The organism is Streptomyces xiamenensis (assembly GCF_000993785.3).
Taxonomy (GTDB): Bacteria; Actinomycetota; Actinomycetes; order Streptomycetales; family Streptomycetaceae; genus Streptomyces; species Streptomyces xiamenensis.
Genome location: NZ_CP009922.3, coordinates 448,990 through 475,846, shown reverse-complemented (window position 1 = coordinate 475,846; position 26,857 = coordinate 448,990). Strand labels below are relative to the sequence as shown.

Sequence of the window (26,857 nt, the reverse complement as noted above, 5' to 3'; positions counted from 1 at the left end):
CCGCCGGCCCGGCCGGCGTTGTCAGTGGCTCCCCCTACAGTTCGATCATCGTAGGCACGGCGCGGCCGTGCCGGGAGATCCGGGCCCGATCCGGGCGGCCGGACGCTGCCCTCGGGCAACCACAGGGGAGATGGTGATGGGGTGGATCAGCGCGGGCGCCTATGAGGTGGCGCTCGACGACGGCGGCAAGGTCATCTGCCGCAACGCGAAGGGACGGCAGCTGAAGACCGTCCCCGCGAAGATCGCGGACGATCCGGCGGTGATCGGGCTGCGGCAGCTCACGGAGTGGCTGGAACGCCACCAGCGCGAGTGCGTGGCCACGGTCGAGCGCTGGATGATCCGCTCCCTGCCCGTGCCCACCGCCGCCCTCGTGGAGCTGTGGCCGGACACGGCCTGGCGGGCGGCGCTGCGCGACCTCGTCATCACCGACAGCGGCGGCGTGGTGGCCGGTTACCTCAGGGACGCCGACCCCGTACGCGGCCTGGGCCTGGTCGACCTGGACGGCGACAGCGTCCGCATCACCCCCGAGCAGATCCGTGTCCCGCACCCGGTCCTGTTGGAGGACCTCGGCGAACTGCGGGACTTCGCCACCGAACTCGACCTGCGGCAGGGCGTGGGACAGCTGCACCGCGAAGTGTTCCGGCGGACCGTCGAGGACCCGACGGCGCACTCCGTGGACACCTACGCCGGCGGCGTCTACCAGCGCTTCCGCTTCCTGGCCGGCCGCGCCGTGTCGCACGGCTACCGGGTGCGCGGCGGCCAGGCGGTCTGCCCCGTCTTCGAGGACGGGGGCACCGTCGAGGCCCGGGTGTGGCTGGGCGACGCCGGCTACGACGAGGCGGAGACCGGCCCGCTGAGCTGGACCACCGCCGAGGGGTCCGCGCTGACCCTGGGCGAGGTCGGACCGGTCGCCTGGTCGGAAGGCATGCGCATGGCCGCGGATCTCTACGCCGGCCGGGACATCAAGAGCAGCGAGGAGCGGGCATGAGCGGCACCGGCACCACCACCACCACGAACGGGCCGCGGCCCGCGGCCCTGCTGGAGGCGGGCGCCATCCTGCCCCCCGGCAGCCTGACCGGCGACGACACCGACACCCTGACCGCCCGCGACTACCGGCACCCGCTGCTGCCCGGCCGTACCGTCGTCCGGCTCGTCCCCGGCACCCTCGGTGAGGCGGAGGACCTGGCGCTCGACTTCCTCGGCCTCACCCGCGAGGGGGAGCCCCGCACCATCGGCCAGGTGCGCCGGGAGACGCTGGGCTTCCCCGCCTGGGCCCTGGTCAACGACCCCGCCAACGGCCACCACGCACTGGCCCTGGTCCAGGACATCGAACGGCTCGCCGCCATGGCGGCCACCCGCGCAGGGGCCGCCAAGGAGGGCTTCGACGAACTCGGCACCCGGCTGGACCGCTCCGCGCCGCACTTCCTGCCCACTTTCTACGAGCAGGCCGCCCGGGTCTTCCTCGCCCAGGACAACAGCCAGTACGCCGCCGCCTTCTTCGGCAAGGCCCGCGCCGCCGAACGGGTGCACTCCCTGGACGTCGACGAAGCACGGCAGCGCGCCGTCTTCCTGGAGTTCGCCTTCGCGGGCGCCCTCACCGTCAAGGCGCTCAAGGAACATCTGAAGGACCTCACCGCCCGGCTGTCCCCCGAAGCCGCCTGGGCCCAGTTCCGGCAGCTCACGGTCGAGCGCTGCGCCGCCGGACTGCCCCCGTACGCCTCGCTCCCGCAGGACGCCCGCTCCCTCGTCCGCGCCGCCGGACTCGACGCGCGGCAGGAGGAACGGGCCCTGCTCACCGAGCTGCTGGCCTCCCCGGCCGTGGTCCGCGCCCCCCTGTCCTTCTGGCAGGCCTACCGGGAGGCGATCGCCTCGCTCGCCCAGGACGAGCCGGCGATCCGGCGCCGGCTGCTGGAGTTCATCCCCGCCACGGCGAACGACGAGGCCGCCGACACCCTGTGGCTGAGCCTGCTCGCCGACGCCGGCGCCCAGGACCTGCTGACCACGGTCGACGAGGACGGCGCCGGGCCCGGCGTGGACGCCGCCGACTGGCTCTCGCGCTGGGCCACGCACCTGCACGCCGGCTGGCAGCGCACCGGCCGGTCGGCCGCCACCTACGAGCTGGTCGCGCGGATGGCGGGGCGGCTGCGCTCGGCCGGCCGGCCGGTGACGATCGCCGGTGCCGGCCGCTACGGGCGGACCGACCTGGAACTGCTGGACACCGCCCTGGAATGCGGCATCCCGGTCGCAGGCCCCGACGCCGGCTCCGGATGGGGCCGCGACCTGGAGCAGTGGCTCGGACTCCCCGCCGACATCCGCCGCGACCTGGCCGCCGTCGCCGCCGACGCGCGCTTCGCCCCGCTGCTGTCCCAGGCGGTCGGCGGCGTCGGCCACGGCCGCGGGGCGGACCTGCGGCTGGCCACCGTCGCCGCCCATCCCGTCCTGCGCGGGGTGCTCCACGACTGGCTGGCCTCCCGCGCCGAGGACTTCACCCGCGCCCCAGGACTGCCCGCCGCCGAGTCCGTGCTGAGCGCGCTGCTCCCCTTCCGCCCGGTCGCCGCCGAGGTGAACCCGCGGGCGGTGGCCCGGGTCGCCGCCCACCCGCTGCCGCCCGTGCTCGCCCACACCCTGCGCGCCGGCATCATCGACGAACTCGGCTGGCCCGCCCTGGAGGAGGCGATGAGCCGCCTGGAGGCCACCGGCCGCTCCACCGGCAAGAACGGCTGGTTCGTCATGGACGAGTCCTCCTGGCCGGCACTGATCCTGGCCAACCCCGAGCGGGCCCTGGTGGTGGGCCCCGACGAGATCCTGCTCGACCACGAACTGCGCATCCCCGACCGCCTCGACAGCTGGTACAAGCCGCAGTTCCGGTACGTCGACGGCGAACTGCTCGTTCAGTGGCGGCACGACGGCAGGCCCCGCGCCTACTGGTCCGCCCGCCCCGCCGAGATCTTCACCCCCACCGGCACCCCGGGCGGCAGCTGGCGGAGTGCCCCGTCCCCCACCTCACTGCCGCTGCCCGGCGGCGGCACCGCCACCGGGGCCGGCACCCTGCGCGCCGGCGACACCCGGCTGCCGGCCGAACGCTTCGTGATGAGCGACGGCACCGGCCACTGGCGCCTGTCCTTCCGCAGCCGTGCGGTGTGGACCGAGTACGACCCGGTCAGCGGTGAGGGCGGACGCAGCTCCCTGCCCGCCTTCCTGGCGGACGCCACCGAGGGGCCGGGCGAGCTGAACCAGCAGCACTCCACCCTGCTGCCCATGGCGCCGGGCCTGGAGAACACCCCGCTGGGCACCGACGGCACGCTGCTCGGCTGGTGGACCCGGTACGACGCCGCCACCGGCCGGGCGCAGGCCGGCGGCACCGACGGCCGTACCGCCTCCCTGACCGGCGTCACCGACGGCTCCGGTGAGCAGCCGGTCGGATCGCTGCTGCTGCCCGGCGGCGCCCGGCCGGTCATCGCCGCCCAGGGCGACAGCGTCACCCTGTACGACGAAGGCGCCGACCGGAGCACCGGGGCGCTCGGCAGGGCGCAGAAGGGCCGCCGCAACGACGACTTCGCCGGAGGCACCCCGCTGCTGCCGCCCCTCGCCCACTGGCACGCGCTGCGGGCCCGCGACGAGCACGGCTCGCACGGACTGCGGAAACTGACCGACGAACTCGCGGCACGCCTGGTCAGCGACCTCACCGCGACGCTGGAGGAGCGCGACCTGGCCGAACGCGCCGCCCGCGCAGGCACCACACTCACCCCCGCCCAGCAGGAAGAACTGCGCCGGGAGCGGACCGGCGCCCTCAGCTCCGTGGTCGCCCGGGCACTGCCCCAGGTCACCGATCCCGCGCTGCGCCGCGGCATAGCCGGGCTCGTGGCCTGCGCCGTACGTCTGGGCCGGTCGGTGGAGCGCTTCACCCAGCCTCCACAGCCCGCCGAGATCCGCCGCGATCTGGCCATGTTCGAGGACTACCGTCCGCGGCACGGGGAGGAGCACGTCCTCGTGCGGGCCGTCGCCGGACTCGGCCCCGGCCTCGGAGGCGGCTACCACCCGCAGGGATCCTGGCTGACGCTCCAGCAGGTCCGCGCCGTCCAGCAGGTCATCGCCGGCCGCCCCGCCGACGGCAAGCCGCTGCCCAAGCGGCACCGCAAGGAGTCCCTGACCGGCGGCTGGACCACCGACGCGTGCATCGTCCCCGTCGGAGCGGGCAACTGGCCCCAGCTGCTGCCCGCTCTGCCGGCCCTCGCCTACCGCGCCACCGCCGCGGCCACCGGGGACGCCGAACGCGAAGCGCTGCTGCTGCTGCTGTCCGCTTTCGCCGAGGGCCCGCTCACCGGCGGTCCCGGCACCTTGCGTACCGTCGTGCTGCGGGCGGACGAGCGTGACCAGCAGCGCGGCGGACAGGTGCTGCGCCACGGCGGGCGCACCGTCGTCCTCCTCGGCCGCCGGCCGGGCTGCCACGAGCGGGACCACGCCTGCTGGAGCGCGCTGGACCACGATCCCCGGGGCGCCTTCGAGGCCGTCCCCGGCTTCGCCCACAGCGAGGAACGGCCGCTGAACCCGGGGCTCACCTCGGACCGGGCCGCCGAACTCGTCCGGCTGGTGCGCGAGCACGGCCCCGCGCCGTGGCAGCCGGAGGCCGTCAGCGCGTTCGCCGCCGACACCGGGATCGGCCCGACCCGGGCCGCACTGCTGCTGGCCGCCCTGCCGGCCGAGCCGGACGCCGCCACCGCCGCGTCCATCGGCCTCAAAGCGGGCACCGCCAAGATCGCCGGCGAACTGCTGACCGCCCTCGGCACCCACGGCGATCTCCCCGCGGTGGTCGGCGCGCTGCTCCCCGAGCAGCTCGCGGAGCTGTGGAAGACCGGCCCCGACACAGCAGCCGCCGCACGGCACTGGCACAGTGCCCTCGGCACCCTGCTGCTGCCCTCCGAGGACGCCATGACCCGGCTCGGCGCCGACGAGGCGCGCTCCGCCCTGGCCGTGCTCAACCCCCGGAACACCCCCTGGATCAGCAGGACGACCACCCAGCGCCTGGTCACCCACCAACGGCACCACAGCACGTACGCCGAGCTGACGGCCGAGGACCCCGCCGCCGTCCCCACCCTGGGCGATCTCGCCCGTGCTGCCCGGACGCTGCTGCACCTCGCCTACGCCCTGCCCTACGGCGACCCGCTGCGCACCGCGCTGCCCATCGCCCTGACCGCGCTGCGGCAGCGCCTCACCGACCCGGAACTGCTGCTCTCGGCCGGATACAGCTGGCTGCCGGACGGCAAGCAGCTGTCCGCGGCGCTGCGCCAGGCGTACGGGCTGCCCAAGGAGGGCGGCGCGGGGGCCGACGGGCTCACCGCGGTCGGCGAGGTCTTCGTCCTCGCCCCCTCCTACGGCTCCACCGAGACCGTGCTGGTGCGCCCGGCCGCGCTCAAGGGAGCGGATGACCCGGCCCTCGACCTGCTGACCGGGCTCAGTGGCTCCGCCGCGTACAGCCCGCTGTGGGCCGTGCAGACCCTCCTGGGCGACGGGGTGGCCGCGGCCGTCGCCGCCGGTCACGGAGCGGGACAGGCACCCGGGTACGCCCAGGACCCCGAGTTCAGCGTCCCCGACCTCGTCACCGAGGTGGCCGCCGCCCACGCACTGAGCCGGGACGCCGCCGCGCTCTACCTCCAGCTGCTGGCCCTGCCCGACCCCACTGACCGTCACCTCACCCGCTGGAGCGGCTGGAAGCCCGCGCGGAACAAGCGGGCCCGCGCCGAACTGGCCGCCACCGCACTCGTGGTCGAGGCCAAGCGGGCGCGCGCCGGACGCACCCTGTTCCTGCCCGGCGGCTGGCAGCCGCACGACGCTCCCCAACTGCCCATGGAGATCTGGAAGCAGAGCCTGTACACGGGCTCCGCCCGGGACCTGCCGCTGCCGATGGGCCCGGTGCCCGCGCTGTTCCGCAGCGCCTGGGCCCGTGCCACCGGGGGCGACGCGCCCGCCTTCGAGGAACTCACCACCCGTGCCACCAGGAAGGGCCGCCGATGACCAGCGCCACCACCGCCACCCCTACGGGCCCCGCCGCCGAACAGCGGCAGATCGTCCCGCCGGAGGACCGGTACGCCACCGAACTCGCCTTCCTGGCCGCGCACGACACCGGCCCGCGCCCGCCCGGCTGGCGGCTCACCCCGCAGGCCGCGGTCACCTTCGTGATGGGCAGCGCCGGGCAGTCGCTCACCCTGCCGGCCGACGCCGCCGATGTCCCGGAAGGGCTGCCGCGCCGGCTGGTCATCGAGCAGAAGTTCGTCGGGGAGCGCGCCCTCGTCGAACGCTGCGTCATCACCCTCGCGGGCGAACGCGGGCTGCTGCTGGTCGGCGAACCGGGTACCGCCAAGTCCCTGCTCTCCGAGCTGCTGGCCGCCGCCGTCTGCGGCACCAGCGCGCTGACCGTCCAGGGCACGGCGGGCACCACCGAGGACCAGCTCAAGTACGGCTGGAACTACGCCCTGCTGCTGGCCCAGGGCCCCAGCCGCTCCGCCCTGGTGCCCTCACCGGTCCTCAGCGCCATGACCACCGGCGCGGTGGCCCGCGTCGAGGAGATCACCCGCTGCCTGCCCGAGGTGCAGGACGCCCTGGTCTCCCTGCTGTCCGAACGGCGCGTCGCCGTACCCGAACTCGCCGGCGGACCGGACGCCCAACTCCACGCCGCCCCCGGCTTCACCCTCATCGCCACCGCCAACCTGCGCGACAAGGGTGTCTCGGAGATGTCCGCCGCCCTCAAACGGCGCTTCAACTTCGAGACCATCGGCCCCATCTCCGACCTCGACACCGAGACCGAACTGGTCCGCCGCAAGTCCCGGGCCGCCGTCGAACGCACCGGCGCCCGCTACGGCGTCGACGACGCGGTCCTCGAAGTCCTGGTCACCGCCTTCCGCGAACTGCGCGGCGGCCGCACGGCCGAGGGCTGGGAGGTGGAACGCCCGTCCACCGTGATGAGCACCGCCGAAGCCGTGTCCGTGGCCACCGCCCTGGGCCTGGCCGCCGCCTACTTCCCCGCCGACCGCGACCCGTTGCGGCTGCTCCCCGGCCATCTGCTGGGCGTCGTCCGCAAGGACGACCCCGCCGACGCCGCCCGGCTGCTCGGCTACTGGGACGGCGCGGTGCGGCGGCGCGCCGAGGCGGGCGCCACCACCTGGCGCACCCTGTGGGACCTGCGCGCCGTACTGGAGGACTGAGCATGACCCGCACGACGGACGGCGGCCCGGACGCCGCCCGGGCCCGGGACGTCCTCGCCGAGCTGACCGACCCGGCCGGTGCCCTGCTGGTCGGCGTACGGCACCACGCGCCGTCGCTGGCGACGGCGCTGCCCGCCCTGCTGGACGCGGCCGAACCCGACGTGCTGCACGTCGAACTCCCGGCCGACCTCCAGGACTGGCTGCCCTGGCTCGCCGACCCGCGGACCCACGCGCCGGTGGCCCTGGCCGCCGTGCCCCCGCACCCCGCGGACGGCACCGGCATCACCGGCCCCGCGTTCTACCCCTTCGCCGATTTCTCGCCCGAGCTGGTGGCCCTGCGCTGGGCCGCCCGCCGGGGCGTCCCCGCCGTCGCCGCCGACCTGCCGCTGAGCGACCCCGCCTGGCGGCACCCGCGCCGCACCGGCACCGGCCGCCCCGGACTCGAACACGCCATGCGGGCCCGGCTCACCGGGCGCGACAGCGACGACCTGTGGGACCGGCTGGTCGAGGTCGGCGCCCCCGGATCGAGCCCCGAGGCAGTGCGCCGCGCGGCGCTGCTGGCCGGCTGGGCGCTGCGCCGGGACGCCGAGGACGGCGCCGGGGTCGACCCGCTCGACCTGCACAGGGAACGGTGGATGCGGTCCGGGCTGGCCGGGGCCGCGGAGGCGGGGCACCGGGTGGCGGCCGTGATCGGCGCCTTCCACGCACCCGCCCTCACCGCCACCGCCGTACGGGCCCCCGAGCCGGAGCCCGATCCGGGCCCGTCACCGACAGCCGCCGCCGCACCGCCGTGGACCGTCTCCCTCATCCCGTACACCTACGCCCTGCTGGACGAACGCTCCGGCTACCCCGCCGGTATCCGCGACCCCGAATGGCAGCACCAGGTGCTGGCGGCGGGCGGCGACCCGCAGGAGCTGGCCGAGGCCCTCACTCGCACCGCCGTGCGGATCTGCGCCCGGCTGCGCGCCCAGGACCATCCCAGCGGGCCGGCGGACGCCACGGAGATCATCCGGCTGGCCACCGACCTCGCCCGGCTGCGCGGACTGCCGGCGGCGGGGCGCGGCGAACTCCTCGAGGCCGTCCAGAGCACCCTCGCCCAGGGCGAGCCCCTGGGGCGCGGCCGGGCGGTCTCCCGCGCACTGGAACACGTCCTGGTCGGTGACCGCACGGGACGGCCCACCCCGGACGCCCCACGCGGTGGCCTCGGCCCGGCCGTGGAACGCGAGCTCGCCGACCTCGGACTGCCGGGGCCCGACGGTGCCGGCGGCCGGGCCGAGCGCGAACTGCGCCTGGATCCGCGCCGCTCGGCGCGCGACCGGCGCCGCGAACTGCTGCTGCGCCGGCTCACGGTGTGCGGCATCCCGTACGCGACCGAGCGCGAGGTCAGCGGGGCGGGCGGCGCCGAGGCCGTCACCACCCGCTGGCACGTGGCCTGGACCCCGGCCACCGCGGCGATGCTGGTCGCCGCCGGGATCCGCGGGGTCACCCCCGCCCAGGCCGCCGAGGGCACCCTGCGGGCCCGGCACCGTACCGAGCTGGCGGCGGGCGGCCCGACCGCAGCCCAGGTGATCGCCGGTCTCGAGGAGGCCGCCGCGTGCGACCTGAGCGCCCTGACGGCGGAACGGCTCGCCGAGACCGCCGGGATCGTCCCCGCCTCCGGCACCCTGCCCGAACTGCTGGCCGCGCTCACCCTGCTGGACCGGCTGGCCGCTCCGGACGACGGGGCCGCATCCACCGCAGCGACCGTGGAACTGCTGACCGGGGCGGCGGTGCGCCAGCTGGACGGCCTGACCGGTTCCGAGGACCCGGCCGACGCCCGCGCCTTGCTGGAACTGGCCCACCGCGCGGACGCGTCCGGCGGACTGCGGCTCACCGACGCGCTCGCCCGGCTGGCCCGGGACGGCTCGCCGCTCATGTCCGGGGCGGCGCACGCGGTGCGGGTGCTCCTGGGGCAGCAGCGGCCGGGTGACCTGGGGGAGCGGGTGGCGTCCTGGGTGGACACCGCGACGACCCCAGAGGGCCGGGCGGCACTCACCGCACGGCTGACGGGCCTGCTGACGGCGGCGGGCCCGCTGCTGGAGACCGCGCCGCAGGCACTCACGCCGCTGCTGGAGCGGGTGGTCGAACTGCCCGACCAGCCTTTCCTGGAGCGCCTCCCGGCCCTGCGCGGCGGCTTCGACACCCTCAGCCCGGCCGCCCGGGACCGGCTGCTGGCGGCCGTGGAGGACGAACTCGGCGGCCCACTCGCCACACTGCCCGACACCGACCCCACCGCCCTGGCCCGCTGGACGGCCGCCGACCTGGCCGCCCGTGCGGCACTGGCCGTCCTGGACCTGCTGCCACCCGCGACCGTCGCCACGCCGGCCGCGGTCCCCGCCCCGCGAGCGCCCGCGCAGCGGGCCGCCACGGCCGGTGCCCGGGACGGCACGGCGACGGGAGCCACGACCGGCACCGGTACACCGGCGGGAGCGGGGGAGCGGGGCACCGGCCCGGACGGTCCCGCTGTCCACGGGGCTGCCATGGCCGGTGCCGCGACGGCCACCGGCGACCACTCCGGGGCGTTCGCGGGCCCGTCCCCGCTCACGGGGAACGGCGACACGGCCCCGTGTGACGCCGGTGGCCCGGGTGGGGGCCCGATCGCGGTCGCCGCCGGAAGCGGAGCATCCCAGCCCGGCGCGGCCACGGACCGGACAGCAGCCGCCGCCGGCACGAGGGCCGCCGGTTGCCCAATGGGCGAGCGGGCGATCCTTCCGCACGACCGCTGGCGCCTCGTGCTGGGGCGGGAGGCCGAACGCCTGCCCGCGCGGGCGCGGGCGGCGGCCACCGCACTGGACGAGCTGTACGGGGCGGGCCGCGGCGAAGGCGCGGGCGGCGATCTGGTCGGCGGTCACGGCACCGGCGGCGGACGCGAGGCCGCCTACCCGGGGGTGCGCGAGTGGGCCGGTGAACTCGCCGCCCTGTTCGGCCCCGGCGTCCGCGAGGAGGTCCTGGCCGCCGCCGTCGCGGCCGGGCGTGCGGACGCCGTGTTCGCGCTCGACCCCGACCGGGCCCGGCCCTCCGTGGACCTGCTGCGCACCGTACTGCGGCACGCGGGCGGCCTCCCCGAGGCCCGGCTGGCCGCCCTGCGGCCCCTGGTCCGGAAGCTGGTCGAGGAGCTGACCCGGCAACTGGCCACCCAGCTGCGTCCGGCCCTCACCGGGACCGCCCTGCCCCGGCCGAGCCGGCGCCCCGGCGGCGGGCTCGACCTGGCCAGGACCGTACGCGCCAACCTCGGCACCGCACACCGCGGCCCCGGCGGCCGGGTCCAGCTCGTGCCGGAGCGCCCGGTCTTCCGCAGCCGCGCCCGGCGCTCCGCCGACTGGCGGCTGATCCTGGTCACCGATGTCTCCGGCTCCATGGAGGCGTCCACCGTCTGGTCCGCGCTCACCGCGTCCATCCTGGCCGGGGTGCCCGCGCTGAGCACCCACTTCCTGGCCTTCTCCACCGAGGTCATCGACTTCACCGACCAGGTGCACGACCCGCTCGGCCTGCTCCTCGAAGTACGGATCGGCGGCGGCACCCACATCGCCGCGGGACTGCGGCACGCCAGGAGTCTGGTCACCGTGCCGTCCCGCACCCTGGTCGTGGTGGTCAGCGACTTCGAGGAGGGCTACCCCCTGGGCGGGCTGCTCGCCGAGGTGCGCGCGCTGGTGGACTCCGGCTGCCATCTGCTGGGCTGCGCCAGCCTGGACGACACCGGGCGCCCCCGCTACAGCACGGGCACGGCGGGGCAGCTGGTCGCGGCCGGGATGCCCATCGCCGCCGTCAGTCCGCTGGAACTCGCCCGCTGGGTGGGGGAGAAGATCCGGTGACCCGGACCACCGCCCGCCCGGCCCCCGGCCACCCTGCCGCCGTCCCCTGCCCCCGCTCCCTTCCCGTCCTCGCCGGAGACCCGTGATGACCGATCCCGCCCTCGCCGACATCGCGCTGCCACCCGTCGCCCCCGAGGTCACCGCCCAGCTGGCGCACACCCTCAGCCCACGGTTGCGCAAGCGGCTCGACGCCGCCGCCGCGAAGCTCGCCGCCCGTCCCAGAACACGGGAGGGGAATACCGTGCGCATCGCCGTCGACGACGACACCACGCTCGAACTCCACGCCCCCACCGGCACCGTCGCCGCCACCGACGCCATCCGCTGCGGCTGTCTGCTGGCCCCCGACTGTGTGCACCGGGCCGCCGTCGCCACCGCCGCTCCGGTGGCCGAGCCGGTCCCCCCGGGAGAAGCCCCGGAGGCCCCCGCCGCTCCTGCCGCGCAGCCCGCCCCGGCCGGGCCGGCCCCGGGCGACGCGGAGCCGGCGGTCCCCGACCCGGACCAGCGCGCCGCCGCCACTGCCCTGTGGCGGGCCGGGGCCGCCGCGCTGGAGGCCGGGATCGAGGGGGCCGGAGCGCTCGTCCAGGCCGAACTGCTGCACGCCGCGCACACCGCCCGCCTCACCGGCCTGCACCGCCCCGCCACCCTCGCGATCGCCACCGTCAACGGCCTGCGCGCCGCCCGCGCCGCCGACCCCGGCCACCGGCTCGCCGAGCTGACCGCCACCGTCCGCGAGCTGCTGATGGTCTGTCATGCCCTGCGCCGCCCGGCCGCGCCCTCCGGCACCTCCCTCGCCGCCCTGCGCGGTACCGCCCGCCGCCCCTACACGCCCGGCGGTTCCCTGCGGCTGTACGGCCTGTGCTGCGAGCCGGTGCTCGCCCGCAGCGGCCACGCCGGGGTGGTCACCTGGGTCCTGGGAACGGACGGGCAGTTGTTCGCCCTCACCGACGTGGCCCCCGGCGGCGCCCGCCGCGCGGCGGACGCGGCCGGCTACACCGTGCGGCTCGGTGACGCCTCCTGCACCCACCGCGAGCTGGCCCGGGGCGGACTCGTCGTCTCCGGCGCCACCGTCTCCCCGGACGGCAGGCTGGGCGCCGGCCGGGGCGTACGCGCCGTGCGGGCCGAAGGCGCCCCCTGGCACGCCGAACCCGTCGCCGCCCTGTGGGAGGTGCCGCTCCCCGACCAGATCACCCGCGCCCTCGATGACCCCGACCCCACCTCCGCCGCCGGTCTGGTCTTCACCGACCTCACCGTGCTCGGCCCGGTGCGCGAGACGGGCGCCCCCGATGTCCTGGCGGCCGACTGCGCCGGGCTGACCGTCCGCATCGCCCCCGGGGACGAACACCGCGGCCTGGCCCACCGGGACAACCTGCGGCTGCTGGCGGCCGCCCCCGGGCTGCGCCTGCGCGTCATCGCCCGGCTGGTCCCCGCCGACCACCCCCGGCTGCGGCTGCTCGCGGCCGGCCCCGTCCCCGGGGCCGCCGCGGGCGAGGGCCCGTGCGGACCGGTCGATCTCGGTTACGACCGGCTGCGCCGCGCCGACCTGCCCGGTGCCGGCGCCACCCCCGCCCCGCCCGCCGACCTGCGGGAGGCGGCCCCCGCGCCCCTGCATCTGCTGCACCGCCGCGTCCAGGCCGCGCTCGCCGCCGGCCGGTCCGCCGTCGCCCTGCCCGGCAGCACCGAGACGGACCGTCAGCGCCTGCGGCACGCCGGTCTGTCCACCGCCGCCGAACTCCTCACCGCACTGCACCGGGCGGCCGCCGACCGTACCCGTGACGTCTTCGGCCGGCTGCGGCCCGCGGACGCCGAACGGTTCGCCCTCGCCTGGCTGGCCGCCGCCCACTACGGGGACCGCGCCGCGCACGCGCTGTGTGCCGCCGCCTGGGCCGCACCGCGGGCCGCACCGGTAGCGTGAGACCCATGGCGTTCTCCCGTTTCAGCCCCGACGCGACCCCGGCCGCCCGGATCGGCCTGGGCCTGGCCGCCGTCGGCCGCCCCGGCTACATCAACCTGGGGCGGGCCGGTGATCTGCCCGCCGAACGCACCGTCGGCGCGCTGCGCGAGCGCAGCCATCAACTGCTCGACGCCGCCCACGCCGCCGGGGTGCGCTACCTGGACGCGGCACGCTCCTACGGCCGGGCCGAGGAGTTCCTCGCCGGCTGGCTGGCCGACCGCCCCGGCGTGCGCGATGTCGTCGTGGGCAGCAAGTGGGGCTACACGTATACGGCCGAGTGGCGCACCGACGCCGCCACCCACGAGGTGAAGGACCACAGCGCCGCCACCTTCGACCGGCAGTACGCGGAGAGCACCGCGCTGCTCGGCGACCGGCTGGACCTGTACCAGATCCACTCCGTGACCCCGGACAGCCCGGCGCTGCGCGACCCTGCCGTCCTGGAGCGGCTGGCCGCACTGCGCGCCGCCGGGCTCGATGTCGGCCTGTCCACCAGTGGCCCGGCCCAGGCGGAGGCGATCCGCGCGGCACTGGAACTGCGGTACGAGAACGGGCCGCTGTTCCGCACGGTGCAGTCCACGTTCAATGTGCTGGAGCCCTCGGCGGGCGATGCGCTGGCCGAGGCGCACGCGGCCGGGCTGACCGTCATCGTCAAGGAGGCCATGGCCAACGGCCGGCTCGCCGGTGAGGCGGCCCCGCCCGCGCTGCGGGAGATGGCCCGGGAGCACGGCACCGGGCCGGACGCCGTGGCGATCGCCGCCGTACTGCACCGGCCGTGGGTGGGGATCGTGCTCTCGGGGGCGGCCACCGTGCCCCAGCTGACGGGGAATCTGGCCGCCGCCCGGCTGCGGCTCGACCCGCGGGAGCTGGCCCGGCTCACGGAACTGGCCGAGCCCGCCGCGCGGTACTGGGCGAAGCGCTCCGCGCTGCCCTGGAGCTGAGGGGACCGGAGGTCAGGCGGCCCGCGCCTTGGTGGCGTACATGTCCACGTACTCCTGCCCGGACAGCCGCATGACCTCGGTCATCACCTCGTCGGTGACGGCCCGCAGGACGTAGCGGTCGCGGTCCATGCCCTCGTACCGGGAGAAGTCCAGCGGTTCACCGAACCGTACGGTGATCCGCCGCCCGCGCCCGACACGAGGCAGCCCCTTGCCGCCCGGCTGCACCCGGTCGGTGCCGATCATCGCGAACGGCACCACCGGCGCGCCGGACATCAGCGTCAGCCGGGCGATGCCGGTGCGCCCCCGGTACAGCCGGCCGTCGGGGGAGCGGGTGCCCTCGGGGTAGATCCCGAAGACCTTGCCCTGCTCCAGCACCCGCAGGCCGGTCATCAGGGCCGCGACCCCGCCGTGACCGCCGTCCCTGGCCACCGGGATCATGCCGACCCCCGTGAAGAACCACGCCATGATCCGCCCCTTGAGGGAACGGCCGGTGACGTACTCGTCCTTGCCGATGAAGTGCACCTGCCGCTTGGAGATGAGCGGCAGGATCACCGAGTCGATGAACGTCAGATGATTGCCCGCGAGCACGACCGGGCCCTCGCCGGGGATGTTCTCCAGGCCCTCGACCCTGGGTCGGAAGAAGAGCTTCAGCAGGGGGCCGAACAGCGCCCTCAGCAGAGTGAAACGGGACAAGGTTCCCTCCGGTCGGTGGTTGCCAGCGCGCGGGAAGCACACAGCTCAAGGACGATACTCGCGTGTGCGGGCTCGCGGCGCACGGGGTTCACGCAGCGGACACGCATTTTTGATGTGCCTTTGTCATGTCTGCACCCGAAGATCCCCGTCCGGGCGCTTCCCGCTCCCTACCATCGCCGTGACGCGTGGACCACGGAGGCAGCATGGCGGCAGACCAGGAAGCAGGTCCCGGGCCCGACGGCAGGCGGCTGACCCGGCGCACCCTGCTGGGCGCGACGGTGGCCGGTGCCGGGGCCACCGCCCTGCTGGGCGCCGTCGGCGCCCGCGCCGCCCGGTCACCCGCGGCGGGCTCCGGAGACCCGCCCACACCCACCGTCATCGCCCATCGCGGAGCCAGCGGCTACCGGCCGGAACACACCCTCGGCTCCTACCAGCTGGCCCTCGACCTCGGTGCCGACGTCATCGAGATCGATCTGGTGCCCACCCGCGACCACCAGCTGGTGTGCCGTCACGAGAACGAGATCTCCGGCACCACCGACGTCGCGGCCCGGCCCGAATTCGCCGACCGGGAAACCACGAGAACGGTGGACGGCGAACGGCTGACGGGCTGGTTCACCGAGGACTTCACGGCCGCCGAGCTCACCACTCTCGGCTCGGTCGAACGGCTCCCCGCCCGCCGCCCGAACAACACCCTCTACAACGGCCGCTGGAGCGTCCCCACCCTCCAGGAGGTCCTGGAGTGGGCCGCGGACCGGGGCCGGGAGCGCGGCCGGCCCGTCTGGCTGTGCCTGGAACTGAAACACCCCACCCACTTCCGCTCCCTGGGCCTTGACCTGGAGGAGCCGCTCACCCGGCTGCTGCACCGCCACCAACTGCACCGGGCCGGATCCCCCGTCCTGCTCCAGAGCTTCGAGGCCGACAGCCTGCGCCGGATGGCCGAGCGGACCGAGACCCGCCGCACCCTGCTGCTCGCCGGACCCACCGAGCGCCCCCACGACCTCCAGCGGGCCGGCGACCCGCGCACCGTCGCCGACCTGATCACCCCGGACGGGCTGCGGGAGATCGCCGGCTACGCCCATATCATCGGCCCCACCCTCGACCTGGTCATCCCGCGCCGTGACGACGACACGCTGGCCGCTCCCACCACCCTGATCGGCGACGCCCACGACCGGGGCCTGAGCGTGCACGGCTACACCCTGCGCAACGAGAACGTCTTCCTGCCCGCCGAGTTCCGCACCGGGGAGCGCGAGAACCGCTACGGCGACGCCTTCGGCGCCATCCGCGCCTACCTCGACCAGGGCATCGACGGTATCCACACCGACCACCCCGACACCATGCTGCTGGTCACCGCCGACCGGCGCTGACCCCGGCGCGTCCCCCCTCTCCCCCCGGGCGCCGGCTCATGCGCCGGGGCCCAGTCGTACATCTCACAAGTCGGTTGTCGCGTGCACCCTCCCCAGGCGCGCCGGTTGCCCGCACAATGCAGGGGGCGCCCGGTCCGGTCAACCGGCGGGTGCCGTCAGGGCATTCACCGGCCGGCGGCGCACACCCTCCTTCACGTGCCCCGGCCCATCACCTCGTTGGGGAGACGTGAGCACATGGGCATGAGCGTCACGATCGACAAGGCGGCCGAGCAGGACGCCGAACAGATCCTCAAACTCCAGTACCTGTGCTATCAGGCGGAAGCCGAGCTGGCCGGGGACTACCAGATCGACGCGCTGACCCAGACGGCGGGCGAACTGCGCGCCGAGATGCTGGCCGGCCTGGTCCTGGTCGCCCGGCTGGGCACCGAGGTCGTCGGCTCGGTACGCGGCACCGTCGACGCGGACGGCACCGCCTCCATCGGCCGGCTGATCGTGCACCCCCGGATGCAGCGCCACGGGCTCGGCGGCCGGCTGCTCGACCGGATCGAACACCGGCTGGCCGCCGAGGCCGACGCCGCCCGCTACCGGCTGCACTCGGGCCAGCGCGGCGAGGGCAACCTGCGGCTGTACCGCCGGCTCGGCTACGCGCCGGTGGCCACCGAGCACGTCTCGCCGAAGCTGAACGTGATCACCCTGGAGAAGATCCGGGCGCAGCAGCCGCTGCCGCGGACCCTGGCCGCCAGCGCCTGATCCCGGCGGCAGTCAGCGCTCGCGCTGCCGGGACCGGCGCAGCCACAGCAGCCCGGTCACCGGCAGCACGAGCGGCAGGAAGAGATAGCCGCGGCCGTAGTCCGACCACACGGTCGCGTCCGGGAAGGCGGAGGCGTCCACCAGCGTCCAGGTGCCCACCACGAGGACCCCGGCCAGCTCGGCGGCGCAGCACACCAGGGCGAGGCGCCGGGCACCTTCCCCGCCGCGCACCAGCGCCACCGTGATGAAGGCGTAGACGAGCGCGGCGACGGCGGACAGCGTGTACGCCAGCGGGGCCTCGTCGAAGCGGGTGGACAGCTGGTAGACGGAGCGCGAGGCCGCGCCCACGGTGAAGATCCCGTACAGCGTGACCAGCAGCCGGCCCGGCCCGTGCCGCAGTCCGCGCGGCGCGGCCTCCGGTGCCCGTCCGGCGTCCTGCGGCCCGTCCGGCTCCGGGGCCCGCGGCGGTGCGGCGCCGGGGATCTCGCGCTCAGCCAACGCTCACACCTCCCGCCCACACGTCGTCCAGGCGCAGCTGGAGCACGGCCAGCACCAGGGCGCCCGCCGCCACCGTCGCCGAGCCCCACCGGGTCCGTTCGCCCAGCGAGACCATGGCGACCACCGGCAGACACAGGGGCACCGCGACCAGGTACGAGGCGAAGACCACCGTGCTGTCGCCCGAGGGGCGTTCGCCGCCGGACAGCTGGAGGACCCCTATCGCCAGCTGCACGATCGTGAGCAGCAGCACCACGCCCATGCCCAGGTAGTGCCAGTCCTTGACGGGCTGGTCCCGCAGCGCGGCGTACCCGCACCAGGCGGCCAGCAGCAGCGCGGCCACGGCGACCGCGACGGTCAGGGGGGTGAGCATGGGCCGACTCTACTGCGCGGTCCCGACCCGCCCCGAACCACCCCTGACCCTCCCGGGCCCGGGGCCGCAGGCCGTGGCGTTGACCACAGTGGTCCCTTGTGCACGTCCCGCCCCGCACTCGATACGTACCCGGTCCGGCTCGGTATCCGCGCAGGTCAAGGGGGGTTCCGGCGCACACGGGCCAGGTGCCCGCCAGCCGGACGCGCTGTCCAGCATGCGGACAAGGTGGTCCAGGGGAAGGAACGCGCCACAGCCGTTCTGTTTTACTGGTCGGCATGACCGCGACGAGCATGCGTGCCGTGACGACCGAGGCAGTCCCCCTGCCCGGTGCTCGTTGTCGGGGCCGAATGTGTGACCGCTGAGGGCCCCCGCACGAGCCGTCTCGCGCCCCGAAGCGACACCTGACAGCCGCCGGCCGGCACAACCTGCCCGGCCCTCCGGCCCCCGCGCTCATCCTCTCTCTCGTTGTCCCCGCGGACCCCGCGCGCGGACATGCCCCGTGCCCGGCGCGCCGAGCCGCGCGCCCGGACACTCGACTGTGACGGGAACCCAGTGATCACCACCACGGACCTCACGAAGGTCTACCACTCACGCGGCCGGGAGGTCACCGCGCTGGACGGCGTGAACCTCCACGTCCGGCCCGGAGAGGTCTTCGGCGTCATCGGACAGAGCGGCGCCGGGAAATCCACCCTGATCCGCTGCGTCAACCTGCTGGAGCGCCCCACCTCCGGCACGGTCACCGTCGACGGCGTCGACCTCACCGCCCTGGCCGGCCGCGGCAAGCGCGCCGGCCGCCCGCTGCGCGAGGCCCGCACCCGCATCGGCATGATCTTCCAGCACTTCAACCTGCTCTCCGCCCGCACCGTGCAGGGCAACATCGAGCTGCCGCTGGAGATTCTCGGGCTCACCCGCCGCGAACGCGCCCGCAAGGCCCTGGACCTGCTCGACCTCGTCGGCCTCGCCGACAAGGCCCGCGCCTACCCCACCCAGCTCTCCGGCGGCCAGAAGCAGCGCGTCGGCATCGCCCGCGCGCTGGCGGGTGACCCCAAGGTGCTGCTCTCGGACGAGGCGACCTCCGCGCTCGACCCCGAGACCACCCGCTCCGTACTCCAGCTGCTGCGCGACCTCAACCAGCAGCTCGGCCTCACCGTCCTGCTCATCACCCACGAGATGGACGTCGTCAAGGCCGTCTGCGACTCCGCCGCCCTGATGCGGGACGGCCGCGTCGTGGAGTCCGGCGTCGTCTCCGACCTGCTGGCCACCCCCGGTTCCACCCTCGCCCACGAGCTGTTCCCGCTCACCGGCGCGGCGGGCGAGGGCCGCACCCTGGTCGACATCACCTTCCACGGCGGCAGCGCCGGGCGGCCCGTCATCTCCCAGCTCGCCCGCGACCACGCCGTCGACGTGTCGATCCTCGGCGCCGCCATGGACACCGTCGGCGACGCCCAGGTGGGCCGGATGCGCATCGAGCTGCCCGGCGGCCCCGGCGACAACGACCGTGCCCTGGCCTTCCTTCGCGCCCAGGGCCTGACCGTCGAGATACCCGGCACGGCCGCCCCGGCCGCCGTCGCGCTCAGCAAGGAAGGTGCCTGATGGGCTGGGATCAGATGCGGCCCCTGCTGGAGCAGGGCACCATCGACACCCTCTACATGGTCGGCTGGTCCACCCTGATCGCCGCCCTCGGCGGACTGCCCATCGGCGTCCTGCTGGTGCTCACCGACCGCGGCGGCATGCTCGCCAACGCCGTGGTCAACAAGATCCTCGGCGCCATCGTCAACGTCGGCCGCTCGCTGCCGTTCATCATCATGATGGTCGCCCTGATCCCCTTCACCCGCTGGGTGGTGGGCACCGCCTTCGGCCCCACCGCCGCCATCGTGCCGCTGGCCATCGGCGCCATCCCCTTCTTCGCCCGGCTGGTGGAGACCTCCGTGCGCGAGGTCGACCACGGACTGGTCGAGGCCGCCCAGGCGATGGGCGGCGGCACCTGGACCGTCGTCCTCAAAGTGCTGCTGCCGCAGTCCCTGGCCTCTCTGGTCGCCGGACTCACCACCACCGTGATCGCCCTCATCGGCTACTCCGCGATGGCGGGGGCCGTCGGCGGCGGCGGCCTGGGCACCCTGGCCCTCACCTACGGCCACCAGCGCTTCGAGACCGACTTCATGTACGTCATCCTCGCGGTCATCGTCGTCATCGTGACCATCGTGCAGCTCCTGGGCGACGGGGTCGTCCGACTCCTCACCCGCCGCGGGCGCACCGGATGACCTGACCCCTCCGAGCAGGGGACACCCCCAACGGCCCGTACCGGCCGCCCCGCACCCCACAGACCCCCGGCACCCCCGGGATCACAGGAAACACCGCACCCGCGTAACCGAAAGGCACTTTTCGTGCGTACTCACCTCCGTACCGCCGCCGTCGTGGCGTCCGCAGCCGCTCTCACCCTGGGCCTGGCCGCATGCGGCACCGACTCCGACCCCTCGTCGAACGACGACGCCGGGTCCTCCGCCGGGGACACCCAGAAGATCACCGTCGCCGCCAGCCCCAACCCGCACGCGCAGATCCTCGACTTCGTCCGGGACAACCTCGCCGAGGACGCCGGACTCGACCTGACCGTCCAGGAGTTCAGCGACTACGTGCTGCCCAACACCGCCGTCGACAGCGGCGAGGTGGACGCCAACTACTTCCAGCACCAGCCCTACCTGGACGACTTCAACGCCAACCACGGCACCGACATCGTCCCGGTCGTCAACGTGCACCTGGAGCCGCTCGGCCTGTACTCCAAGTCCCTGGACAGCGTCGAAGGGCTCACCGAGGGCTCCACCATCGCCATCCCGGACGACGCCAGCAACGGCGGCCGCGCCCTTCAGCTGCTCGCCCAGAACGGCGTCATCGAACTCAAGGACGGCGTCGGCGCCAACGCCGTCCTCGGCGACATCACCGACGACAAGGGCATCACGTTCACCGAGCTGGAGGCCGCCAGCCTCCCGCGCGCCCTGGACGACTTCGACGCCGCCGTCGTCAACGGCAACTACGCCCTGGAGGTCGACCTCTCCCCGGCCGACGACGCCATCGCGCTGGAAGAGGCCGAGGGCAACCCCTACGCCAACTTCCTCGCCGTCAAGGCCGGCCACGAGAACGACCCCGCCGTCCAGACCCTCGCCGAGCTGCTGAACTCCGACGAGGTCGCGCAGTTCATCGAGGACACCTACCCGGGCTCCGTCGTCCCGGCGTTCGGCACCCCCGGCGCCTGACCGGTTCCGCGGTCACCAGCCCCTCCAGCACCGGGCCCCGGCACCCCTGCCGGGGCCCGGCGCTGCGCAAAAGGGCTGGATACTGCATGCTGTCCCCTCGGACCCCAGGTATGGAGCGGCGCATGACATCCCTCTTCCCCGACATCTCCATCAGCACCGAACGCCTGGTGCTGCGCCCCTTCGAGGAAGCCGACATCCCTCCGCTCGCCGACATGATGAACGACGAGCTGACCGCCGCCTGGACCAGTGCCCCCACCCCGTACACCCGTCGCGACGCCCACGAGTGGGTCGTCAGACGAGCCCCGGCCGAACGCCGTTCCGGACGCGGCATCGTCTTCGCCGTCACCGACCACCTCACCCAGCGGCTGGTCGGCAGCGCCCACCTGATGAACACCGACTGGCGCAACCGCAGAACCGAGATCGGCTACGTCATCGGTCCCTGGGGCCGCGGCGAGGGGTACGCCGTGGAGACCGTGCTCGCCGTCGCCCAGTGGCTCTTCCACGACCAGCACTTCGAACGCCTCGAACTGCGCACCGCCGCCGGCAACACCGCCTCCCAGCGGGTCGCCCAGAAGGCCGGCTGCGTCAGCGAGGGCGTCCTGCGCAACGCCCGGATAGTACGCTCGCGCACCGAGGACGGCGGCTGGACCGACATCCGCACCGACACCATCGTGTGGAGCCTGCTCCCCGAGGACCTCGAGGACCGCTGAGCCCCTGATCACGCGGGGTAGGCTCAGCGGGACATCCCACCCGTGACGAGTCCAGGAGCTCCCCGTACATGGCCGACCGCGTCACCGTGATCGGATGGGACGGCAGCCCGCTCACCCCGGGCGCACAGGCCGCCCTGAGCGCCGCCACACTGGTCGCGGGCGCCCCCCGGCACCTGGTGCTGCCCGAGGTCCCCGCCCGGGCCGAACGCGTCCAGCTCGGCAGCCTCAGCCTGGCCGCCGGCCGGATCGCCGCGCACCGCGGCACGGCGGTGGTCCTCGCCGACGGTGACCCCGGTTTCTTCGGCGTCGTGCGTACCCTGCGCGACCTCGAACACGGCCTGGAGGTCGAGGTGATGCCGGCCGTCTCGGCCGTCGCGGCGGGGTTCGCCCGCGTCGGCATGCCCTGGGACGACGCCCGCGTGGTCACCGCGCAGCAGCGCACCCTGCGCCGCGCCGTCAACGTGTGCCGTGCCCACCCCAAGGTCGCCGTCCTCACCTCACCCGGCGCCGGACCCGCCGAGATCGCCCTGCTGCTGGGCGACGTGCACCGCACCTTCGTCATCTGCGAGTCGCTGGGCACCGACCGGGAACGGGTGTCCGTGCTCACCTCGGACAAGGTCGCGCGGCACCGCTGGACCGACCCCAACCTGGTCATCGTCGTCGGCGGGACCAGCGGCGCGGGGGAGAGCTGGCTGGCCGGCCAGGACCCGGCCGCGGCCGTCGAACCGCGCGGCTGGGGCCTCGAACCGGCCGAGTACCGGCAGACCGCCCTGCCCGCCCCCGGCCGCACCCCTCAACTGCGGGCGCTGGAACTGGCCGTGCTCGGCCCGCGCATGGGCGACCTGGTGTGGGACATCGGCGCCGGCAGCGGCCTGGCCGCCCTGGAGGCCGCGCGGCACGGCGCCGCCGTCATCGCGGTCGACCGGGACGCCGACGCCTGCGCCCTGGCCGGCGCCACCGCCCGGCGGTTCGGCGTGCAACTGCACGTGGTGCACGGGGTCGCGCCCCAGGTGCTCCAGTCGCTGCCGGAGCCCGACGTGGTACGTGTCGGGGGAGGCGGCCACCGCACCCTCGTCGCCTGCGCGGACCGCAGGCCGCAGCGGATCGTCACCCATGCCATGACCCGCGATCAGGCGGAGGCAGCGGGACGGGTGCTCAGCGGCGCCGGCTACACCGTGCGCTGCACGCTCCTGCAATCGGTGGAACTGGAGACCCAGGAGTGGTCCGAACGGGGCCGCTCCGTGGTGTTCCTGTTGGCCGGAAGCCGTCTGTGACCAGCGCGAAGACAAACCGGGAGCATCCCGGGCCACTCGTACGACCCACGACCCCGGGCGGGTACGGGCAGCGGTAGGCTGGTGGATCGTTGTGCCGACGGCCGGACTTGATGATTCATCCGCCAATGTCCGGATGAGCCCGGCGCAACCCGGCAGAGCACTACCGATGGGCGAGGGGTACGCATGACGGACACCGGCCGGATCCCGGAGGGGGGAGAGCCGGAACAGGGCTTTCCTTTCCCGGTCCAGGCGGACGATGTCGTCGAGGGCGAAGAGGAAGATCTGCTGATGCCGGGGGCGCATGTCGCCTGGGGCGACGCGGCGCCCACCCCGCAGCCGATCACTCCGGCGGCCCCGAGACCGGCCCAACTGGCTCCCCAGTTCCCCGCCCCCCGTCCCGGGGGCGCCGCATCCGCGTGGCCGCAGCCGGCGACGCCGGTGCCGGCAGCGGGCGCCGCGCAGGTACCCGTGAACGCCGCGCACCCGGACACACCACCGGCCTTGGCGACCCCCGTTGGCGGCGGCGTGGCCACGGCGGTGGTTCCCGGTGTGCCGACGCCCGGTGTTGCCCCCGCGCCGCCCGCGGTTGGCCCCGTCCCGGCCCCCGGTGCCGACGGCGGCCCGGTGGCCCCGGTGGCGGGCCCGGCCGAGGCCGGCGCGACAGCACCCGCGACCGATGACAGCGGCACGGCTCCGGGGGCCCCCGTCCCCGACATGGCGCCCGCCGCCGTTCCCGGACAGGACACGCCCGTTCCCGGCCCGGCGGCCGATGCCGCACCCGCGGTCGGTGACGGCGCCGTGTCCGCAGGACCCGAAGCCGCAGTCTCCGCCCCCGGGGAGGGGGCCGTTCCGGGTGCCCCGCAGAACGGGGCACCGGCCGGCGGCGTTCCCGGGGCCGGGGCCGTCGCACCTTCCGTTCCCGGCAGCGGGCAGGCGCCCCCGCCGGCCGGCGCCGCCACACCGGCGGCGCCGGGTGAGACACTCACCGACGCGGAGGAGCCGGGCACGGTGCCCGCTCCCGGCACCCCCGAAGCCGGAGCGGTCGGGCAGGACCAGGCGCCCGCCGAGGAGCCGGCCGCAACCGGTGAGCCCGGCGACGTGGTCGCCACCGCTCCAGAAACCACGGACGAAACCTTGACAGCCCCCGAAGGCTCTCCCGCCGCACCGTCCGAGGCGGCAGCCGCCCCGGGCGGGCAGGCGCCTGTCCCTGCCGGGGCTCCGACCGTTCCCGCGCCGGTGCCTTCCCCGGACAGCGCCGTCGCCGCCGCTCCGGGCAGCCCGGTCGTCGCAGGAGCAGCCCCCGGCGTGCCCGTCCCGGGTGGGACCGAGGGCACTCCGGCGCCCGCCGCCGCGCCGGCGGAGCCGGTCGGCCCTCCGGCAAACGGCGGCACCACCACAGCCACGCCCGTGGCCGCCCCGGCAACGGTGACCGCCGCCGCGCCGGGCGCACCCCAGGCCCCCGCCGCAGCAGGTCCGGGCGTGCCCACGCCCCCTCCCGAGGGCAACGCCCCGGCGCCCGCCGTCCCCGGCACCCACGACGGCCCCGTGACCGAAGGGCCGGCGCCCGAAGCCGCCGCTCCCGGCCCGCCCGACGGAACCGAGACTGCTGTGCCCGCCGCCGACCCGGCGGGCAGCGACACCGACGCCGTCGCGCAACCCCCGGCCGCCGCAGCCGCCCCCGCCGAGGCCGTGGTGGCCCCGCAGGGCGCCTCTCCCGCCGAGCCGGAGGCACCCGCCCCCGGCGCACCGGCCGAGCCCTCGGCCGCCACCGAGCCCCAGGTCACGGCGCCGCCCGCTTCCACGACTGCGACCGATTCCCCGGCTGAGCCCGCCGCCGCGGTCACCCCGCCGCCGCCGGCCGGCGATGCCGAGGCCGGCCCCGGTGCCGTCACCGTGACCGCACCGGCCACCACGGCGGCCGAAGCCGAGGGAGCCCACCCGGTTCCCGCCCTCGCCGACGGAACACCGGCCCCGGGCGCCGCCACCGCGCCCGCCCCGGCGGCCGACGCCGGGGCACCTCCCACCGCCGGTGCCGTGGCGCCCGAGCCCGGCGGAGCCGCCGAGGCCGGTCCTGCCGTTCCCGACGGGACATCGCAGGCTCCCGTACCGGCAGGCCCCCCGGCGGCCCCCGCGCCGGAGGCCGTCCCGCCCGCCGCCACGGCCAACGGCCCCGCCGCACCCCCGGCCAGCGGCGCGCCCACCACCCCCGCGCCCCCGGGCGCCGTCTCCATCACGCAGCACGTCGCCGCGCCGTCCGGCCGCCCGGCCACCTCCGCCGCACCCCCGGCGGCGGACCCCGCCGCCCTGCACCGGCTCATGCGCGAGCCGCGCGATGTCCGGCACGGCTTCCTGCCCGACCCCATCCCGCACGAAGTCCTGCTGCGCGTCCTGGAGTCCGCGCACACCGCGCCCACCTCCGGGCACACCCAGCCCTGGGACTTCGTCATCATCCGGTCCGCCGAGACCCGCACCCAGGTGCACGAGCTGGCCGTCCGCCAGCACGAGGCGTACGCCAAGTCGCTCCCCAAGGGCCGCGCCAAGCAGTTCAAAGAGCTCAAGACCGACGCGATCGTCCAGACCCCCGTCAACATCGTGGTGACCGCCGACCCCACCCGGGGCGGCCGGCACACCCCGCTGCCGCACCAGCAGCCCCAGCTCGCGCCGTACTCCTCCGCGCTCGCCGTCGAGAACCTCTGGCTCGCCGCCCGCGCCGAGGGCCTCGGCGTCGGATGGGTCAGCTTCTACGACGACCGCGAACTGGTGCGCACCCTCGAACTCCCCGAGCACCTGGAGATCGTGGCCTACCTCTGCATCGGCTACGTCGACGCCTTCGCGGACGAGACCGGGACCGCGCCCCCCGGGCCCGCCCGGCAGCGGCCCCTGTCCTGGGTCGTGCACGACGAGTCCTACGGCCGCCGCGCGCTGCCCGGGGCCGAGCCGCACGATCTGCTCAGCGAGACGCTGGAGGACATCCGTCCGCTGGACGCCCAGGCCCTGGCCGAGGCGTGGGAGCGACAGAAGCGGATGACCAAGCCCTCCGGCGCGCTCGGCGCCCTGGAGGTCATCTCCGCCCAGCTGTGCGGCCTGTCCCGCCACTGCCCGCCGCCACTGCCCGAGCCGGCCGCCGTCGCGATCTTCGCCGGCGACCACGGGGTGCACGCCCAGGGCGTCACGCCCTGGCCGCAGGAGGTCACCGGCCAGATGGTCGCCAACTTCCTCGGCGGGGGAGCGGTGTGCAACGCCTTCGCCCAGCAGGTCGGCGCCGAGGTGTGCGTGATCGACGTCGGCGTGCGCGGCGAACTGCCGGGCCAGCCGGGGCTGATGCCCCGCAAGGTACGGCCGGGCACCGCCGACATCACCGCGGGCCCCGCCATGAGCCGCGAAGAGGCGCAGCGCGCCATCGAGGTCGGGATCGAAACGGCCCGCGATCTGGTGGCGGCAGGCAACCGCGCGCTGCTCACCGGCGAGATGGGCATCGCCAACACCACGGTCGCCGCCGCGCTGATCGCCGTGTTCACCGGCAGCGAGCCCTCCGAGGTCACCGGCCGGGGCACCGGCGTCGACGACGAGACCCACGCCCGCAAGATCGATGTCGTACGCCGCGCCCTGCACCTGCACCAGCCCGACGCCGCCGACCCCATCGGCGTGCTCGCGGCGGTCGGCGGCCTCGAACACGCCGCCCTCACCGGGTTCATCCTCGGCGGCGCCTCGCTGCGCGTTCCGGTGATCCTGGACGGGGTCAGCGCCGGGGCCGCCGCCCTCACCGCCCGCGCCATCGCCCCCGAGGCGGTGTCCGTGTGCGTGGCCGGCCACCGCAGCGCCGAGCCCGGCCACATGGCCGCGCTCACCGCGCTCGGCCTGCGTCCGCTGGTCGATCTCGACCTGCGGCTCGGCGAGGGCACCGGGGCGCTGCTGGCGCTGCCGGTGGTGCAGAGCGCGGCCCGCGCCATGCGGGAGGTCGCCACCTTCGACGCGGCAGGCGTCAGCGACAAGAACTGAGGACCGTACTGT

General features: G+C 75.5%; 17 protein-coding genes. 14 read left to right on the top strand and 3 right to left on the bottom strand.

The features are described from left to right. Positions 1–136: 136 nt before the first annotated feature. The 6 genes from SXIM_RS02065 to SXIM_RS02040 all read left to right on the top strand — a co-directional run bounded on the left by SXIM_RS02065 (position 137) and on the right by SXIM_RS02040 (position 13,939). Positions 137–988: a DUF4132 domain-containing protein gene (locus SXIM_RS02065; protein ID WP_046722765.1), complete on the top strand. Its 852-nt coding sequence runs from the start codon at positions 137–139 to the stop codon at positions 986–988. Further along, complete coding sequence (locus tag SXIM_RS02060) at positions 985–6,012, top strand: hypothetical protein (RefSeq protein ID WP_046722764.1); 5,028 nt, start codon at positions 985–987, stop codon at positions 6,010–6,012. The genes SXIM_RS02065 and SXIM_RS02060 overlap by 4 nt, the downstream gene beginning before the upstream one ends. Then, positions 6,009–7,199: an ATP-binding protein gene (locus SXIM_RS02055; RefSeq protein ID WP_030727270.1), complete on the top strand. Its 1,191-nt coding sequence runs from the start codon at positions 6,009–6,011 to the stop codon at positions 7,197–7,199. Before SXIM_RS02060 ends, SXIM_RS02055 begins: the two co-directional genes overlap by 4 nt. Before the next feature lie 2 nt (positions 7,200–7,201). After that, positions 7,202–11,050, top strand: coding sequence for a vWA domain-containing protein (locus SXIM_RS02050; RefSeq protein ID WP_030727267.1), 3,849 nt, complete (start codon positions 7,202–7,204; stop codon positions 11,048–11,050). Positions 11,051–11,135: 85 nt separating this feature from the next. Further along, on the top strand, positions 11,136–12,962 hold the full coding sequence (locus SXIM_RS02045; protein ID WP_030727264.1) for a hypothetical protein: 1,827 nt from the start codon (positions 11,136–11,138) through the stop codon (positions 12,960–12,962). A 5-nt stretch (positions 12,963–12,967) separates the two neighbouring features. Next, on the top strand, positions 12,968–13,939 hold the full coding sequence (locus SXIM_RS02040; RefSeq protein ID WP_030727261.1) for an aldo/keto reductase: 972 nt from the start codon (positions 12,968–12,970) through the stop codon (positions 13,937–13,939). A gap of 12 nt (positions 13,940–13,951) precedes the next feature. Here the strand turns inward: SXIM_RS02040 and SXIM_RS02035 are convergent, their stop codons facing one another. Next, the gene (locus SXIM_RS02035; protein ID WP_030727258.1) at positions 13,952–14,632 is read right to left on the bottom strand and encodes a lysophospholipid acyltransferase family protein; all 681 of its coding nucleotides are present in this window, start codon (positions 14,630–14,632) and stop codon (positions 13,952–13,954) included. Positions 14,633–14,835: 203 nt separating this feature from the next. Between SXIM_RS02035 and SXIM_RS02030 the strand changes: the two genes are divergently transcribed. Together SXIM_RS02030 and SXIM_RS02025 are read left to right on the top strand one after the other, a co-directional pair. Continuing rightward, complete coding sequence (locus SXIM_RS02030) at positions 14,836–15,996, top strand: glycerophosphodiester phosphodiesterase family protein (RefSeq protein WP_046722762.1); 1,161 nt, start codon at positions 14,836–14,838, stop codon at positions 15,994–15,996. Positions 15,997–16,230: 234 nt separating this feature from the next. Continuing rightward, the gene (locus SXIM_RS02025) at positions 16,231–16,746 is read left to right on the top strand and encodes a GNAT family N-acetyltransferase (protein WP_030727253.1); all 516 of its coding nucleotides are present in this window, start codon (positions 16,231–16,233) and stop codon (positions 16,744–16,746) included. 12 nt (positions 16,747–16,758) lie between these two features. On the opposite strand, the gene SXIM_RS02020 is transcribed toward SXIM_RS02025, so the two are convergent. Together SXIM_RS02020 and SXIM_RS02015 are read right to left on the bottom strand one after the other, a co-directional pair. After that, the gene (locus SXIM_RS02020; protein ID WP_107073969.1) at positions 16,759–17,145 is read right to left on the bottom strand and encodes a hypothetical protein; all 387 of its coding nucleotides are present in this window, start codon (positions 17,143–17,145) and stop codon (positions 16,759–16,761) included. Between the two features lie 91 nt (positions 17,146–17,236). Then, the gene (locus SXIM_RS02015; RefSeq protein WP_030727247.1) at positions 17,237–17,614 is read right to left on the bottom strand and encodes a hypothetical protein; all 378 of its coding nucleotides are present in this window, start codon (positions 17,612–17,614) and stop codon (positions 17,237–17,239) included. 552 nt (positions 17,615–18,166) lie between these two features. Between SXIM_RS02015 and SXIM_RS02010 the strand changes: the two genes are divergently transcribed. The 6 genes from SXIM_RS02010 to cobT all read left to right on the top strand — a co-directional run bounded on the left by SXIM_RS02010 (position 18,167) and on the right by cobT (position 26,845). Beyond that, positions 18,167–19,207, top strand: coding sequence for a methionine ABC transporter ATP-binding protein (locus tag SXIM_RS02010; RefSeq protein ID WP_030727245.1), 1,041 nt, complete (start codon positions 18,167–18,169; stop codon positions 19,205–19,207). Further along, positions 19,207–19,875, top strand: a complete 669-nt coding sequence (locus tag SXIM_RS02005; protein WP_030727242.1) for a methionine ABC transporter permease — start codon at positions 19,207–19,209, stop codon at positions 19,873–19,875. The genes SXIM_RS02010 and SXIM_RS02005 overlap by 1 nt, the downstream gene beginning before the upstream one ends. Positions 19,876–19,998: 123 nt before the next feature. Continuing rightward, positions 19,999–20,862: a MetQ/NlpA family ABC transporter substrate-binding protein gene (locus tag SXIM_RS02000; protein WP_030727239.1), complete on the top strand. Its 864-nt coding sequence runs from the start codon at positions 19,999–20,001 to the stop codon at positions 20,860–20,862. 122 nt (positions 20,863–20,984) lie between these two features. After that, a complete protein-coding gene (locus SXIM_RS01995; RefSeq protein WP_030727237.1) occupies positions 20,985–21,572 on the top strand; it encodes a GNAT family N-acetyltransferase in 588 nt (195 codons plus the stop codon). A gap of 68 nt (positions 21,573–21,640) precedes the next feature. Next, a complete protein-coding gene (cbiE, locus tag SXIM_RS01990) occupies positions 21,641–22,846 on the top strand; it encodes a precorrin-6y C5,15-methyltransferase (decarboxylating) subunit CbiE (protein ID WP_030727235.1) in 1,206 nt (401 codons plus the stop codon). A 1,479-nt stretch (positions 22,847–24,325) separates the two neighbouring features. After that, positions 24,326–26,845 (top strand): nicotinate-nucleotide--dimethylbenzimidazole phosphoribosyltransferase, encoded by a 2,520-nt coding sequence (gene cobT / locus SXIM_RS01985; protein ID WP_425473450.1) that lies wholly within the window; start codon positions 24,326–24,328, stop codon positions 26,843–26,845. Positions 26,846–26,857: the final 12 nt, after the last annotated feature.

Excerpts from the sequence above, each read along its gene's own strand:
- SXIM_RS02065 (WP_046722765.1), top strand. The coding sequence starts at position 137 with ATGGGGTGGATCAGCGCGGGCGCCTATGAGGTGGCGCTCGACGACGGC.
- SXIM_RS02060 (WP_046722764.1), top strand. The coding sequence starts at position 985 with ATGAGCGGCACCGGCACCACCACCACCACGAACGGGCCGCGGCCCGCG.
- SXIM_RS02055 (WP_030727270.1), top strand. The coding sequence starts at position 6,009 with ATGACCAGCGCCACCACCGCCACCCCTACGGGCCCCGCCGCCGAACAG.
- SXIM_RS02050 (WP_030727267.1), top strand. The coding sequence starts at position 7,202 with ATGACCCGCACGACGGACGGCGGCCCGGACGCCGCCCGGGCCCGGGAC.
- SXIM_RS02045 (WP_030727264.1), top strand. The coding sequence starts at position 11,136 with ATGACCGATCCCGCCCTCGCCGACATCGCGCTGCCACCCGTCGCCCCC.
- SXIM_RS02040 (WP_030727261.1), top strand. The coding sequence starts at position 12,968 with ATGGCGTTCTCCCGTTTCAGCCCCGACGCGACCCCGGCCGCCCGGATC.
- SXIM_RS02030 (WP_046722762.1), top strand. The coding sequence starts at position 14,836 with ATGGCGGCAGACCAGGAAGCAGGTCCCGGGCCCGACGGCAGGCGGCTG.
- SXIM_RS02025 (WP_030727253.1), top strand. The coding sequence starts at position 16,231 with ATGGGCATGAGCGTCACGATCGACAAGGCGGCCGAGCAGGACGCCGAA.
- SXIM_RS02015 (WP_030727247.1), bottom strand. The coding sequence starts at position 17,614 with ATGCTCACCCCCCTGACCGTCGCGGTCGCCGTGGCCGCGCTGCTGCTG.
- SXIM_RS02005 (WP_030727242.1), top strand. The coding sequence starts at position 19,207 with ATGGGCTGGGATCAGATGCGGCCCCTGCTGGAGCAGGGCACCATCGAC.
- SXIM_RS01995 (WP_030727237.1), top strand. The coding sequence starts at position 20,985 with ATGACATCCCTCTTCCCCGACATCTCCATCAGCACCGAACGCCTGGTG.
- cbiE (WP_030727235.1), top strand. The coding sequence starts at position 21,641 with ATGGCCGACCGCGTCACCGTGATCGGATGGGACGGCAGCCCGCTCACC.